The 14229-nt window shown below is 37.5% G+C and carries 12 protein-coding genes and 1 riboswitch; of the genes, 11 read left to right on the top strand and 1 reads right to left on the bottom strand.

Translation table 11 applies throughout. The features are described 5' to 3' along the window. Positions 1-98 precede the first annotated feature (98 nt). The 5 genes from BTHG_RS14335 (at position 99) to rpsR (ending at position 5020) form a co-directional block, all read left to right on the top strand. Positions 99-2099 carry a molybdopterin-dependent oxidoreductase gene (locus BTHG_RS14335; RefSeq protein ID WP_010677420.1) on the top strand — a complete coding sequence of 667 codons (2001 nt, stop codon included), beginning with the start codon at positions 99-101 and terminating at the stop codon, positions 2097-2099. A 273-nt stretch (positions 2100-2372) separates the two neighbouring features. Beyond that, entirely contained in the window at positions 2373-3473 is a 1101-nt protein-coding gene (ychF, locus tag BTHG_RS14330) for a redox-regulated ATPase YchF (RefSeq protein ID WP_010677419.1), read from the top strand. 351 nt (positions 3474-3824) lie between these two features. Then, positions 3825-4112, top strand: coding sequence for a 30S ribosomal protein S6 (rpsF, locus tag BTHG_RS14325; protein WP_010677418.1), 288 nt, complete (start codon positions 3825-3827; stop codon positions 4110-4112). 54 nt (positions 4113-4166) lie between these two features. Continuing rightward, a complete protein-coding gene (gene ssb / locus BTHG_RS14320; RefSeq protein WP_010677417.1) occupies positions 4167-4733 on the top strand; it encodes a single-stranded DNA-binding protein in 567 nt (188 codons plus the stop codon). 47 nt (positions 4734-4780) lie between these two features. After that, complete coding sequence (gene rpsR, locus BTHG_RS14315) at positions 4781-5020, top strand: 30S ribosomal protein S18 (protein ID WP_010677416.1); 240 nt, start codon at positions 4781-4783, stop codon at positions 5018-5020. A gap of 92 nt (positions 5021-5112) precedes the next feature. Here the strand turns inward: rpsR and thiT are convergent, their stop codons facing one another. Then, positions 5113-5682: an energy-coupled thiamine transporter ThiT gene (gene thiT / locus BTHG_RS14310; protein WP_010677415.1), complete on the bottom strand. Its 570-nt coding sequence runs from the start codon at positions 5680-5682 to the stop codon at positions 5113-5115. Positions 5683-5757: 75 nt separating this feature from the next. Then, positions 5758-5862: riboswitch (TPP riboswitch) on the bottom strand. Between the two features lie 235 nt (positions 5863-6097). Here thiT and BTHG_RS14305 point away from each other — a divergent pair. The 6 genes from BTHG_RS14305 (at position 6098) to yycF (ending at position 14224) form a co-directional block, all read left to right on the top strand. Beyond that, the gene (locus tag BTHG_RS14305) at positions 6098-7027 is read left to right on the top strand and encodes a YybS family protein (protein ID WP_010677414.1); all 930 of its coding nucleotides are present in this window, start codon (positions 6098-6100) and stop codon (positions 7025-7027) included. A gap of 27 nt (positions 7028-7054) precedes the next feature. Continuing rightward, positions 7055-9028 (top strand): DHH family phosphoesterase, encoded by a 1974-nt coding sequence (locus tag BTHG_RS14300; RefSeq protein WP_010677413.1) that lies wholly within the window; start codon positions 7055-7057, stop codon positions 9026-9028. Then, positions 9025-9471 carry a 50S ribosomal protein L9 gene (gene rplI / locus BTHG_RS14295; protein WP_010677412.1) on the top strand — a complete coding sequence of 149 codons (447 nt, stop codon included), beginning with the start codon at positions 9025-9027 and terminating at the stop codon, positions 9469-9471. The genes BTHG_RS14300 and rplI overlap by 4 nt, the downstream gene beginning before the upstream one ends. Before the next feature lie 417 nt (positions 9472-9888). Next, entirely contained in the window at positions 9889-11253 is a 1365-nt protein-coding gene (dnaB, locus tag BTHG_RS14290; protein WP_010677411.1) for a replicative DNA helicase, read from the top strand. A 525-nt stretch (positions 11254-11778) separates the two neighbouring features. Next, the gene (locus BTHG_RS14285; protein WP_010677410.1) at positions 11779-13212 is read left to right on the top strand and encodes a peptidoglycan DD-metalloendopeptidase family protein; all 1434 of its coding nucleotides are present in this window, start codon (positions 11779-11781) and stop codon (positions 13210-13212) included. A gap of 304 nt (positions 13213-13516) precedes the next feature. Further along, positions 13517-14224, top strand: coding sequence for a response regulator YycF (yycF, locus tag BTHG_RS14280; protein ID WP_010677409.1), 708 nt, complete (start codon positions 13517-13519; stop codon positions 14222-14224). The last annotated feature ends 5 nt before the right edge of the window (positions 14225-14229 follow it).

The raw sequence follows: 14229 nt of genomic DNA, 5'->3' as shown, positions 1-14229 counted from the left end.
GTTAACGGACAATCATCAATCTTTTTTATAGAAATTTTTTTGATGTGATTTATAATATAGGATATTAAGTTTTGATCTATTGTTGGGAGATGAGGGGATTGACCACCTTTAAATCTGCATGTCCTTTGAATTGCTGGGATAGCTGTGGCTTTGTTGTTGAAGTAGAAAATGGAAAAATTGTAAAGATAGATGGAGATAAAGAACATCCAATTACGAAGGGGAAAATTTGTGGTAGAGGGCGTATGCTGGAGGCAAGAACAAATGCCGAGGACCGGATCCTTTATCCTTTGAAAAAAATAGATGGAGAGTTTCAAAGAATTACTTGGGAGCAAGCTCTAACGGAGATTTCATCAAAACTTGCAGAAGTACGACAAATCTATGGTTCCACTGCCATTTTGCATAGTCATGATTACGCAAATGGAGGGCTTTTAACCAAAATACCCAACCGCTTTTTTAATTGTTTTGGCGGTGCTACTGAATTAATTGGAAGTATTTGTTGGGGCTCTGGCATTGAAGCTCAAAATTGGGATTTTGGAAATGCAGCTAGCCATTCACCAGAAGATATTTATAATAGTAAAAATGTCATAATTTGGGGTAGAAACGTAACACGAACGAATATGCATCTTTTTGCTTACTTACAGGAAGTGAAAAAGAAGGGTGTCAATATCACTGTCATTGACCCTATATATAATGGTACGGCTAAAATTGCACATTCCTATATTCCGATTACTCCAGGGATGGATGGTATTTTGGCGATTGGAATCATAAAAGAATTACTTCAATTAGATTTGCAGGATAAGAATTTTATTCAAAATTATACAGTTGGTTTTGAGGATTTGGTGGATCTTACTGACTCGATTTCAATTGAACAAATCGAGAAAATGACAAATGTTCCACGTGAAACAATTACTAATTTGGCACAAATCTATAGCGATGGTCCAACAGCAACCTATATGGGACTCGGAATGCAACGATATGGAAATGGCGGAAATACGATTCGGTTAATTGACGCTCTTGTTGCGGTAAGTGGGAATGTTGGGGTTCCTGGTGGTGGCGCTAACTTTGGAAACACACAGGTTGGTCAAAGTTTTGATAGTGCTGCATTGACACTTCCAGAGAGGAAGAAAGAATCAAGAGCTTTTGTAATGTCTGAGCAAGCGGAAAAAATCTTAACTGCTTCTGAGACTCCAATAAAAATGATTATGGTATCATGTGGAAACCCATTAACTCAAGTACCAAACACAGCACTTGTACAGGAAGCTTTTCAGTCAGTAGATACTGTTGTTGTACTAGAACAGTTTATGACTGATACAGCAAGATTAGCTGATTATGTCCTTCCATCTGCGACTGTTTTTGAAGAAGAGGATATTTATTATTCTTCTATGTACCATCATTATGTGAACTACGGGCCCAAATTAGTCGAAGCTCGTGGTGAAGCAAAATCAGATGTGTGGATTTGGACTGAATTAGCAAAAAGGCTCGGGTTTGGTGAAGATTTTGAATATACAAGAGAAGAGTTTATTGAAATGGGATTAGGGTCGTTACAAGACCGAGGTATTACGCTCGAATTAATCAAAGAGAAAGGTCATGTCCCATTGCCAGTGAAACTTGTTCCATGGCATGATTTTTCCTTTACAACTCCATCTGGAAAATTTGAATTCACATCATCGTTAGGGGAGATGAAAGGGTATGATGGAAGATTGCAATTATTATATCCAAGAGAATCAATTTATTCAGATAAAGAGTTAGCAGAAAAATATCCTTATTCATTATTAACCATTCATCCTTTACGTTCAAATCATTCTCAAAACTATCATTTGATTGAAGGACTGCAAACGGTAAAAGTTGAAATTTCGAAGGATATTGCTGAGGAGAAGGGACTTGAGCCCGATGATAGGGTGAGGGTTTATAATGATCGCGGTGAGATTACTGGTAAAGTACAAATTTTAAAAGAGTCCTCTCCAAACATTGTTTGTATTGATGAAGGGCAATGGCATATTTTTGGTGGCAGTGTAAATAATTTAACTTCTCATCAAATATCTGATAATGGACTTGGTAGCACATTGTACGATTGCCTTGTTGGAATTGAGAAATTGTAGGATTGTATACACGAATTATTAAGGATATCTAAATATAAATTCTATTCCCAGACTGTCTTGCGAAGGCTTGTCAGACAAGGCACACAGCTGAGCGAAGACGCGAATAGAAGTTGCCGAATGAGCGCAACGAGGGAGGCAAGCAACGCAGTATGCGAGCGTTTGTCAACAGTCTGAAGCCGTTTCTAACTGAAACGGCTTGTATTTTTGATAAGGAATATCTATAATTGTTGAAGACTAGTATGTATGTCTCGGATAGAGGAGTGGAAAAAGTCAATGGCGTTAACAGCAGGTATCGTTGGTCTTCCAAACGTAGGGAAGTCAACTCTATTTAATGCAATAACACAAGCAGGCGCGGAATCAGCGAACTATCCGTTCTGTACAATCGACCCAAATGTGGGGATTGTTGAGGTTCCAGATGAGCGTTTAAATAAATTAACAGAATTAGTACAACCAAAAAAGACTGTACCAACTACTTTTGAATTTACTGATATTGCAGGAATTGTAAAGGGAGCAAGTAAAGGGGAAGGTCTTGGTAATAAATTCTTGTCACATATCCGTCAGGTAGACGCAATTTGTCATGTTGTACGATGCTTTGCAGATGACAATATTACACACGTAGCGGGTAAGGTAGACCCAATTGCTGATATTGAAACAATTAATTTAGAGTTGATATTAGCAGATTTAGAATCAGTTGATAAGCGTATCGACCGTGTTGCAAAACTTGCTAAGCAAAAGGATAAGGAAGCTGTTGCAGAACATGAAGTGCTTGTGCAGTTAAAGGAAGCATTTGAAAATGAACAGCCAGCTCGTGCAGTTGAATTTACAGAAGAACAGATGAAGTATGTAAAAGGCATGCATTTACTAACAAGTAAACCAGTTTTATATGTTGCCAATGTTGGTGAAGATGATGTAGCGGATCCTTCTTCAAATGAGTATGTTCAATTAGTTCGTGAGTTTGCACAAAAAGACAATGCGGAGGTTATTGTTGTTTGTGCAAAGATTGAATCTGAAATTGTGGAGCTTGAAGGGGAAGAGAAAGAAATGTTTCTTGAAGAGCTCGGAATTGAAGAGTCTGGATTGGATCAATTGATTCGTGCTGCATATCACTTACTAGGACTTGCTACGTACTTTACTGCAGGTGTACAAGAGGTACGAGCGTGGACATTTAGAAAAGGAATGAAGGCACCACAATGTGCGGGGATTATCCACACTGATTTTGAAAGAGGTTTTATCCGTGCGGAGACAGTATCTTATGAGGATCTTTTAGCAGGTGGATCTATGAATGGTGCTCGTGAGGCAGGAAAGGTTCGTCTTGAAGGTAAGGAGTATATTGTTCAAGATGGAGATGTAATCCATTTCCGATTTAATGTATAAGTTTTGGTATGAAAAGTAGCCACAGGACGATGATGTGTCGTTTTGTGGCTGTTTTGTTAGGTTATAAGGGATGTTTTTATTAGTTGATTTTTAACTCAATCGTGAGAAACTCAAAAGTTTCTCACTCCTTTCAGCCAGGTTTAAAGGTGACAAAAGAATAAGTGGCTTGAGTAAGCTTCTTACTCTGAGCCACTTATTTCTTTTAATCAATCGGGCTAAGAATCCTATGTTAAAACAGTTCTTGCCTACAAATCTTTAATGTGCTATAATATTTTTCTGTGAGTAATTGAAATAATTGCTCCTTGCCCTTTTTAGATGAAGGGCCGTTAGTCCAAAAGGAGGTGTAACGTGATGAGAAAATACGAAGTTATGTATATCATCCGTCCAAACATTGATGATGAAGCGAAAAAGGCTTTAGTTGAGCGTTTTAATGGCGTTTTAACTGACAATGGTGCGGAGATTACAAACGTAAAAGAATGGGGTAAGCGCCGTTTAGCTTATGAAATCAATGATTTCCGCGATGGTTACTACATGATTCTTAACGTAATGTCTAACGCTGAAGCTGTTAACGAATTCGATCGTTTAGCAAAAATCAGTGAAGATATTATCCGTCATATCGTTGTTAAAGAAGAAGAATAAGAATTTTTTAGAGTATAGACTCTGTTTCAATATCCTGTTAAGGAGATGGTTCTGATGATGAATCGCGTAGTTCTTGTAGGGAGACTTACGAAGGATCCTGAATTACGATATACACCAAGTGGAGTTGCGGTTGCAACCTTCACACTCGCAGTGAATAGAGCATTTACGAATCAGTCAGGTGAACGTGAAGCTGACTTCATTAATTGCGTTGTATGGCGCCGACCAGCTGAAAATGTTGCAAACTTCCTAAAAAAGGGAAGCTTAGCAGGCGTTGATGGTCGTCTTCAAACAAGAAATTATGAAGGCCAGGATGGCAAACGCGTATATGTGACGGAGGTTGTAGCGGAAAGTGTTCAATTTCTTGAACCTAGAAATGCGAATGACCAACAGCGAAGCGGTGGAGGTAACGTTGGTGGCAACTATGGCGGAGGCTATGGAGGCAATCAAGGTGGATATGGCGGCAACCAGGGTGGTAACCAAGGCGGTGGCCAAGGTGGCTATTCTCCATTTGGACAGAGTCAGAACCCTAATAAAAATCAAGGACCTACAAGAGTTGATCAAGATCCATTTGCAAATGATGGACAACCTATCGATATTTCAGATGATGATCTACCGTTCTAACTTGTAAGTCAATCGTATATAGCATAAATCGGAAGGAGGAAAAGTAAATGGCAGGCGGTCGTAAAGGTGGACGTGCAAAGCGTCGTAAAGTGTGTTACTTCACAGCTAATGGAATTACACACATCGATTACAAAGAAGTAGATTTACTTAAAAAATTCGTTTCTGAGCGTGGTAAAATTTTACCTCGTCGTGTAACAGGTACAAGCGCAAAATACCAACGTAAATTAACAGTGGCTATTAAGCGTGCTCGTCAAATGGCATTATTACCATATGTATCTGGTGAATAGTAAAGAAAAGCGATGACCGTCAATACGGACATCGCTTTTTTTTGTCTGTCTTTTTTCTGGAGGAACCAATAGAACCGTCCCTGTGGTACCTGCTACATTGTTTGCTTTTGAATAAAAAATCGAGGTGAAGCTGCTATTAGTAAAACCAAAACGATAGAACATGCAATAAAGGAACCTAGCATTGCAATACTGTTAAACGTAAAGGAATAAAACACAGGGTCCATTCCTTCTGGTGCGTACATGCCCCAATATATGAATCCAGCAAGAAAATGCCAGAAGTAACGTGCTACACTTCCAACAAATATCGCAAATACAATCATGACTAAAGCTAATCCTTTTTTATTATTATTCAACATGTTTTGAACCGGGTTTTTAAATAAACCAGCAAAACCGATAAAAGGAAAAGCAACAACAAATTCTATAAAACCTTGTAGTGGATGAATAATTTGAGGATCGAATACAAGTTGTAAAAGCCCCCATATTAATCCTGAAAGAAATCCGGTTTTGAATCCCCATCTTAAAGAAATAATAAATACAGGAACCATTGCAAAAGAAATGGATATCGTTGCAATTTTAATGGATGGTACAAACATGTCTAGTGCTAGTGCTAATACTGCAAAAATTGCAGCTTCAATCATTGCTTGCAATCTTGTGTTTCTCATAAAAAAAATCCCCCTTGAAGTATGTTGTAAAAAACGCACCCCAAAGGAGAACAACTTTAATAAAAGTATAAGTTCTCAAATTAATCTCCACATTCCTACGCTAGCATTAACTAACAGGTTCGAAGGGTCTGAACAAAAAAAGTGTTCACTCTCAGCAAAATTGCTCCCCTTGTGGTCACGTTTACTATGTAATTACTATCATAATAGAAATTAGGGAAAAGTAAAACAAAAAGTTTTGATTCAAAAGAACTTGTACAAAAAACTGACACATCTAGTGCCAAACAACGATGTCACTACATCCAATGGAAGTCCAAAAGTTGAAGACTTTATAGGAAATCTTTAAAATAGAAGATGATTGTAAAATTAAACTTTTCGTTTTTCTAGAAGGGTGTTGCAAATAAGTTGAGGTGAAAAGGTGAAAAACACAAAATTGTTAACAGAAGGTGCTATGCTATTAGCAGTATATAGTGTGCTGTTACTTCTTACTTTATATATCCCATTACTTGGAACAGTGCTTTCATTTCTTTTGCCAATTCCATTTATCCTGTTTACGGTAAAGTATAAGGTCAAACAGTCACTCCTGTTTATTGTCATTGCCTTTATTTTATCAGGACTATTAGGTTCTGTCTTGGGGATTATACATACAATTATGTTTGGGGTCACAGGGATTTTATTAGGTGAAATGATTAACCGAGGAAGAAGTGGAATTGAGCTATTTTTAGGCTCGTGTTTGTCATATCTATTCTCAATTGTACTAATGTATGTAACAGTTATCCTTGTTTTGCAAATCGATGTCATAGATATGCTAAGGGAAAGCTCAAGGGAATCTTTTGCGATGGCAGAGAGTATAATGAGGGCAACAGGGGGCGAAGTAAATACGGAAGTCATTTCACAACTGGAAGAATCAATTGAAATGATGCAATACTTGATACCAAGTTTGTTTGTATTTATTGCAATGTTTTTGGCTTTCGTGACTGTCGTAGCAATTAAGCCTGTGCTTGTAAGACTTCAGGTGAAAATGAATCCATTCCCGCCATTTCGTGAGATTCATTTTCCAAAAAGTATCTTATGGTATTACCTACTAATTTTAATTATGAGCTTTGTTGAATTTGAAAAGGGGACGTTCGGGTATACTGCTTTTTTAAATTTCTTTTTTATTTTACAGTTGTTTATGGTGATTCAGGGCTTATCATTTATTTATTATTTCTGCCATCAAAAAAGAATTTCAAAGGCTGTACCAATTGTGCTGACGGTTCTTTCACCGTTTCTCCTTTATATTATTCGAATCTTAGGTATAATTGACTTAGGATTCCAACTGCGAAGTCGAATTAGTGAAAAGAAGTAAAACAAAGCTTTAGGAGCTGAAAATTACATGCCAGACTTTTACAAAAGGAAGTTGTTTCGCTATCCCTTATATGCATTGCTTGTAATCACAAGTATTTTTAGTGCAATTCTCGTTTATTTTCAGTGGGTGATTGGGTTAGCAAGTTTTCTGCTCCTTGGATTTATTGTGTATTTTTTATACAAAGCAAACTCACTTTTGAAAAAGGAAATGGAGCATTATATTTCAACCCTTTCGTATCGCTTAAAAAAGGTTGGCGAAGAAGCCTTAATGGAAATGCCAATTGGAATCTTGTTGTATAATGATGAGTTTCAAGTGGAATGGGCCAATGCTTATTTATCAAATTATTTTGATGCCGATACGTTAGTGGGAAGATCTCTGTATGAGGTTGAGGAATTGATTGTTCCTCTCATTCAACAAGAGGTGGAGAGTGAGACAATCACGTTAAATGAGCAGAAATTTAAGGTCATCATAAAGAGAGAAGAACGCCTCCTTTATTTCTTTGACGTAACGGAACAAATGGAAATTGTGCAATTATATGAAGCTGAGCGTACTGTTTTAGGAATTATTTTTTTAGACAACTATGATGAAGTCACCCAAGGGATGGACGATCAACGGAAGAGTTCATTAAATAGTCATGTTACGTCACTATTAAATGAATGGGCTAATGAACATGGTGTATTTCTAAAGAGGACATCATCAGAGCGATTTATTGCCGTGTTGAATGAAGAAATCTTGTCCAATCTCGAAAAAACTAAATTTACCATTTTGGATGATGTAAGGGAAAACACCGCGAAGGATAGTGTAGCATTAACCTTAAGTATTGGAATTGGAATCGGGGTTGCAACACTTCCTGAGTTAGGGGCTGCTGCACAGTCAAGTTTGGACCTAGCATTGGGACGTGGTGGAGACCAAGTTGCGATTAAACTTCCGAATGGTAAGGTAAAGTTTTATGGTGGCAAAACAAATCCAATGGAAAAACGTACGAGAGTCCGCGCACGCGTGATATCACATGCTTTGAAGGAAATTGTTTCAGATAGTGATAAAGTCATCATCATGGGCCATAAATACCCTGATATGGATGCAGTAGGAGCTGCCATTGGAATATTGAAAGTGGCACAAATGAATCATAAAGAAGGATATATCGTATTAAATCCAAATGAAATTGATTCAGGTGTTGGACGTTTGCTCGAGGAAGTAAAACAAAATAGAGAACTATGGTCGTATTTTATTACACCGGAACAAGCTCTTGAAATTGCTACTAACGATACATTACTTGTTGTCGTTGATACCCATAAGCCGTCACTAGTGATAGAGGAAAAACTCGTATCAAAGATAGATAAAGTGGTGGTTATCGACCACCATCGTCGCAGTGAAGAGTTTATTCAATCACCATTACTTGTTTATATGGAACCTTATGCGTCCTCAACAGCTGAGTTGGTGACAGAACTACTTGAATACCAGCCAAAGCGGAAGAAAATAAATATGCTTGAAGCGACAGCATTATTAGCTGGTATAATTGTTGATACAAAGAGTTTTACGCTTCGAACAGGTTCAAGAACATTTGATGCGGCATCCTATTTACGCGCTCAAGGAGCAGACACGGTCCTTGTTCAAAAATTCCTTAAGGAAAATATGGATCATTTTAAAAAGCGCTCTAGGCTAATTGAGTCTGCCTATATTTATAAAAATGGAATAGCCATCGCAAAAGGAAATCAAAATGAAACATTTGATCAGGTGATGATTGCACAAGCAGCGGATACATTGCTTACGATGAATGATGTGGTTGCATCATTCGTAATTTCAATCCGTAATGACTTAAGGGTAGGAATTAGTGCGCGATCATTAGGAGATATTAACGTCCAATTAATTATGGAAAGTTTAGGTGGCGGAGGTCATCTGACAAATGCAGCTACCCAAATGGAAGATACAACCATAGAAGAAGCAGAAGAACAGCTACTATTAGTAATAGATGAATATTTAGAGGGAGGTACCAAGGAATGAAAGTAATTTTTTTAAAAGATGTAAAAGGCAAAGGAAAAAAGGGAGATGTGAAGAACGTATCTGACGGGTATGCACACAATTTCTTGCTCAAGCAAAATCTTGCAATTGAAGCAACTCCTGCCAATATGAAGACATTAGAAGCAAAGAAAAATAAAGAATCAAAGGAAGCAGCAGAGGAGCTAACACAGTCAAAACAACTGAAAGATAAGCTCGAAGCATTAACAGTTGAATTGCAAGCCAAGGCAGGAGAAGGCGGCCGTTTATTTGGTTCTGTAACTAGTAAACAAATTGCTGATGCGCTTCTGAAGAAGTATGATATAAAAATTGATAAGCGTAAGTTTGATCTACCGGATGGTATTCGCGCATTGGGATATACAAATGTTTCTGTAAAATTACATCCCGAGGTAACAGCAACAGTTAAGGTACATGTCAAAGAACAGTAATTTCCATTGAAAAAGAATATAGAAAACAGATAGAATGAAAAATGTGGTTTTGTTACAAGGATGTTCAAAAAGTCCGGTAAAAATGACACATCGAATTTCTTCGTTGGACTGCTATTGTGTTCCTCACGTATTAGTTGCATACCTTCTGGAACTCATAGCGACACCGCCTAGATCTTCTTGGTCCTTTTTATCCTCCTTTTTGAATACTTACTTTAATACAAGATCACATTTTTTCGTATAACAAGCTTTTTCATTCTGAAATAAGTATAATAGATAGATAGATAAGAAAAGCGCAAGGCGACTGGTTATCGACGACAAGCATAAGTCAAGTGCTGATAGGCTTATGGCCTCGAGTCGATGGCGCCTGCAGCTAGACAACAAACACAAATTTATATAAATAAAGGGAGTGGAGAATAGTTGAGTGACATTTTTGCTGATCGTATTCCTCCGCAAAATATAGAGGCAGAGCAAGCTGTTTTAGGTGCGATATTTCTTGAACCAAGCTCACTGACTCTTGCTTCAGAGTTATTAATTCCAGAAGACTTTTATCGGACAGCTCACCAAAAGATTTTTGATGCGATGTTAACTCTTTCAGATAAAGGTGAACCGGTCGACCTAGTAACGGTTACTTCTGAGTTAGCGGACGCAAAAATTTTAGATGAAATAGGTGGAGTATCCTATTTAAGTGAATTGGCAGAATCTGTGCCAACAGCTGCCAATATCGAATACTATGCGAAAATAATAGAAGAAAAGTCAATCTTACGTCGACTTATTCGTACGGCAACAACGATTGCAACTGATGGTTATTCTCGAGAAGACGAGGTTGATGCTCTTTTAGGTGAAGCCGAAAAAAATATTATGGAAGTGGCAAACCGTAAAAATGCGGGAGCATTCCAAAATATTAAGGATGTCCTTGTTCAAACCTATGATAATATCGAAACCCTTCATAATCGTGTAGGTGATATAACAGGGATTCCAACTGGGTTTACTGAGCTTGACAAAATGACAGCTGGATTCCAACGAAATGATTTAATTATCGTGGCAGCCCGTCCATCTGTTGGTAAGACAGCCTTTGCGCTAAATATTGCGCAAAACGTAGCAACAAAGACTGATGAAAATGTTGCGATATTCAGTCTAGAGATGGGCGCAGAGCAGCTTGTAATGCGGATGCTTTGTGCGGAAGGAAACATCAATGCACAGAATCTACGTACCGGTTCATTAACACCTGAGGACTGGAGTAAGTTAACGATGGCAATGGGAAGTTTATCAAATTCCGGAATTTATATTGATGACACCCCAGGTATTCGTGTTAATGAGATTCGCTCAAAATGCCGTAGACTTAAGCAAGAAAGTGGATTAGGAATGATTTTGATCGATTACCTTCAGCTTATCCAAGGTAACGGTAGAAGCGGTGAAAACCGACAACAGGAAGTTTCCGAGATTTCACGTTCCCTAAAAGCATTAGCCCGTGAATTAAAAGTTCCAGTTATTGCTTTATCGCAGTTATCCCGTGGGGTTGAACAAAGACAGGACAAGCGTCCAATGATGTCAGACATCCGTGAATCAGGAAGTATCGAGCAGGATGCCGATATTGTTGCATTCTTATATCGTGATGATTATTACGACAAAGAATCGGAGAATAAAAATATTATTGAGATTATTATTGCAAAACAACGTAATGGTCCAGTTGGAACAGTTTCGTTAGCATTCGTAAAAGAATACAATAAATTCGTCAATCTCGAACGGAGATTTGATGATGTCGGAATCCCACCAGGGGCATAAAAAAGGACGTGTCAAAATGACACGTCCTTTTAGATTGTTGACAAAAGCTCGCATAATGCGTTGCTCGACGCTCTCGTTGCGCTCATCCGGCAACGTCTATTCGCGTCTTCGCTCAGCTGCGCGCCTTGTCTGACAAGTGTTTTCAAAACAGTCCGGGAAAATAAAAATAATAGGATATCCTTTTCTATGCCAATTGTAACATTTTAAAATGATGTCTTTCGATATAGAAAAACGACATAATGTCTTAAAAAGTGCGGGGTTTTATGAGAGGAAAGGCTCATAAGGATGTCAAATTCCTACAATTTTTGTGTAAAAAATTTACAGTAATACTACAATTATATTACATATTGGAAACTATTATACTATTTTTCAAATTCTATGGTAAATTAATAAAGTGTAAAATAGAGAGATTTGTCGAACTATCAAATACGTCTTGGCGTATTTTGTGAGACAACGCTTTTCAACTCACGAGGTGAGATGAACGAATAATTCGGACAAGCAACCTTTGTTCAGGGAGGAAAGAACGTGTCAGATCAAAATAAAAAAGAAAAAACACCAAGAAAACACATAAAATTATTAAAGCGAGTTACAATCGCATCCATTGCACTATCAACACTTGTGTTTGGTACTGTATCAGCAGATACGAAAATCCAAACCGTTTATCACGTATACATAGATGGTCAAAGAGTAGGAACTGTTGATTCTAAAAATGTTGTTGAAAAAGTAGTTGACCAGAAGATAGATTCTTTACAGGATGAGTTTCAAGGACTATCTTTAGTTGCAGATAATGTATCCGTTATTGAAGAACATGCATTTCTTCCTACTTTTAACAATGAAACAACTGCAAAAAAATTAGAAACTGAGATTGAAATTGCTGCAGAAGCTAAGGCAATTACAGTTGATGGAGAACCTGTCGCATATCTTAAAAATGAAGAAGATGCGAAAGAAGCTCTAAAACAACTTAAATTGCAGTATGTAAAAGAAGAACAGCTGCAGGAGCTTGAAGCTAGAGCAAACTCAGAAGAGCCTTTACCAGCATTAGCTGAAGGACAATCTCGTTTATTAGACGTTTCATTTAATGAAAAAGTTTCAATTTCTGATGGAAAAGTTTCTCCAGAACAAGTTCATAGCCCTGCTGATACTGTAACATTGCTTAATAAAGGTACTTTAGAGGAGAAAAAGTATCAGGTTAAAGAGGGTGATGTACTAGGTTCCATCGCAGTAGACCATGATTTAGAGACAACGGAATTGCTAGCTTTAAATCCAGGGATGAAAGAAGATACTCTTCTTCAAATTGGACAAGAACTGAATGTAACAGCTTATAAGCCATTTTTAACAGTAATTGTGAAAATGGAGCAAAATAAAAAGGAAACAATCAAGTTTGAAACAAAGGTAAATGAAAATTCAAATATGTACAAAGGTGACAGAAAAGTAACCCAAGAAGGTCAAGAAGGTGAAAAGACTGTACACTACGAATATAAAATGGTTAATGGTGTGACTGCGGAAACGAAAAAAGTGAATGAAGTAGTCGTAAAAGAGCCTGTGACCGAGGTTATAGAAAAGGGAACAAAGGTTGTTCCATCAAGAGGATCTGGTCAACTTGCTTGGCCAACAGTCGGTGGATATATTTCTAGTCATGTTGGATATAGATGGGGAAGGCTCCATAAAGGTCTTGATATTGCAAGACCAAGTAATTATGCGATTAAAGCAGCTGACAATGGAACCGTTGTTGAAGCGGGGTATTCTGGAAGTTTTGGTAATAAAGTTGTGATTAACCATAACAATGGTATGAAAACAATTTATGCGCATATGTCTTCCATACAAGTAAAAGTTGGACAAACGGTAACAAAGGGACAACAAATTGGTGTAATGGGGTCAACTGGTAACTCAACTGGAACTCACTTGCATTTTGAATTATATATAAATGGGGCTTTGAAAAACCCGTTAGATTATTTATAAAAAACACATTTAAAACCTTCAGCATGATGCTGAAGGTTTTTTCATAAGTATATAGAATTATGAAGAGGGAATAGAAAATAATGTGTGACTGGTTTCGTTGGTTTTTTTTACACATCAGATGATATACCTCCCTTTTTCTGCTAAAGTTAAAGATAAAGGAGCAAAATAAAAAGAATGATTCGAACTATATAAATGGTAACTTAATTTTTATAATGAACCTTTTACTTAAGTTGGAGAAAATTGGGTGTTAATGTGCCAGACGAAAGTTATAAGCGAATATTTCAATGTGAAGGAGAAAAGATGAATGGATAAAGTAATTCTTGTAGTGGATGATGAGAAACCAATTGCAGATATATTACAATTTAATCTTGAAAAAGAAGGTTATAAAGTGGTTTGTGCCTATGATGGCAATGAAGCATTAGAAAAGGTGGAGGAAGTAAATCCAGACCTCATTCTTCTCGATATTATGCTACCTCATAAAGACGGAATGGAAGTATGTCGTGAGGTACGAAAAAAACATGATATGCCGATTGTCATGCTAACAGCAAAGGACTCTGAAATTGATAAAGTATTGGGTCTTGAGTTAGGAGCAGATGACTACGTTACAAAGCCATTTAGTACGAGAGAGCTTTTAGCACGTGTGAAGGCAAATTTACGAAGACATCAGCAAATTTCTGAGGCAGTCAGCCAAGATACGTCAAGTGAAATTACAGTGGGCTCATTGGTCATTCACCCAGATGCATATGTGGTAAGTAAACGTGGAGAAACGATTGAATTAACACATCGTGAATTCGAGCTTTTGCATTATTTAGCAAAACATTTAGGGCAAGTAATGACGAGGGAACACTTATTACAAACTGTATGGGGCTATGACTATTTTGGGGATGTCCGTACAGTAGACGTAACTGTACGCCGCTTACGTGAAAAAATCGAAGACAGTCCTAGTCATCCAACGTGGATTGTAACGAGACGTGGAGTAGGATATTATTTACGAAACCCTGATCAGGAGTAAATTTG

The sequence above is a fragment of the Bacillus timonensis genome (genome assembly GCF_000285535.1).
In the GTDB taxonomy this organism is placed as follows: domain Bacteria; phylum Bacillota; class Bacilli; order Bacillales; family Bacillaceae_L; genus Ferdinandcohnia; species Ferdinandcohnia timonensis.
Note: the sequence above shows the minus strand (reverse complement) of the source record. Positions and strands in the feature narration are given on the sequence as shown.

What these genes read in the sequence shown, in the direction of transcription:
- ychF (WP_010677419.1), top strand. Translation starts at nt 2,373, where the DNA reads ATGGCGTTAACAGCAGGTATCGTTGGTCTTCCAAACGTAGGGAAGTCA.
- BTHG_RS14300 (WP_010677413.1), top strand. Translation starts at nt 7,055, where the DNA reads ATGCCAGACTTTTACAAAAGGAAGTTGTTTCGCTATCCCTTATATGCA.
- rpsR (WP_010677416.1), top strand. Translation starts at nt 4,781, where the DNA reads ATGGCAGGCGGTCGTAAAGGTGGACGTGCAAAGCGTCGTAAAGTGTGT.
- rpsF (WP_010677418.1), top strand. Translation starts at nt 3,825, where the DNA reads ATGAGAAAATACGAAGTTATGTATATCATCCGTCCAAACATTGATGAT.
- rplI (WP_010677412.1), top strand. Translation starts at nt 9,025, where the DNA reads ATGAAAGTAATTTTTTTAAAAGATGTAAAAGGCAAAGGAAAAAAGGGA.
- ssb (WP_010677417.1), top strand. Translation starts at nt 4,167, where the DNA reads ATGATGAATCGCGTAGTTCTTGTAGGGAGACTTACGAAGGATCCTGAA.
- yycF (WP_010677409.1), top strand. Translation starts at nt 13,517, where the DNA reads ATGGATAAAGTAATTCTTGTAGTGGATGATGAGAAACCAATTGCAGAT.
- thiT (WP_010677415.1), bottom strand. Translation starts at nt 5,682, where the DNA reads ATGAGAAACACAAGATTGCAAGCAATGATTGAAGCTGCAATTTTTGCA.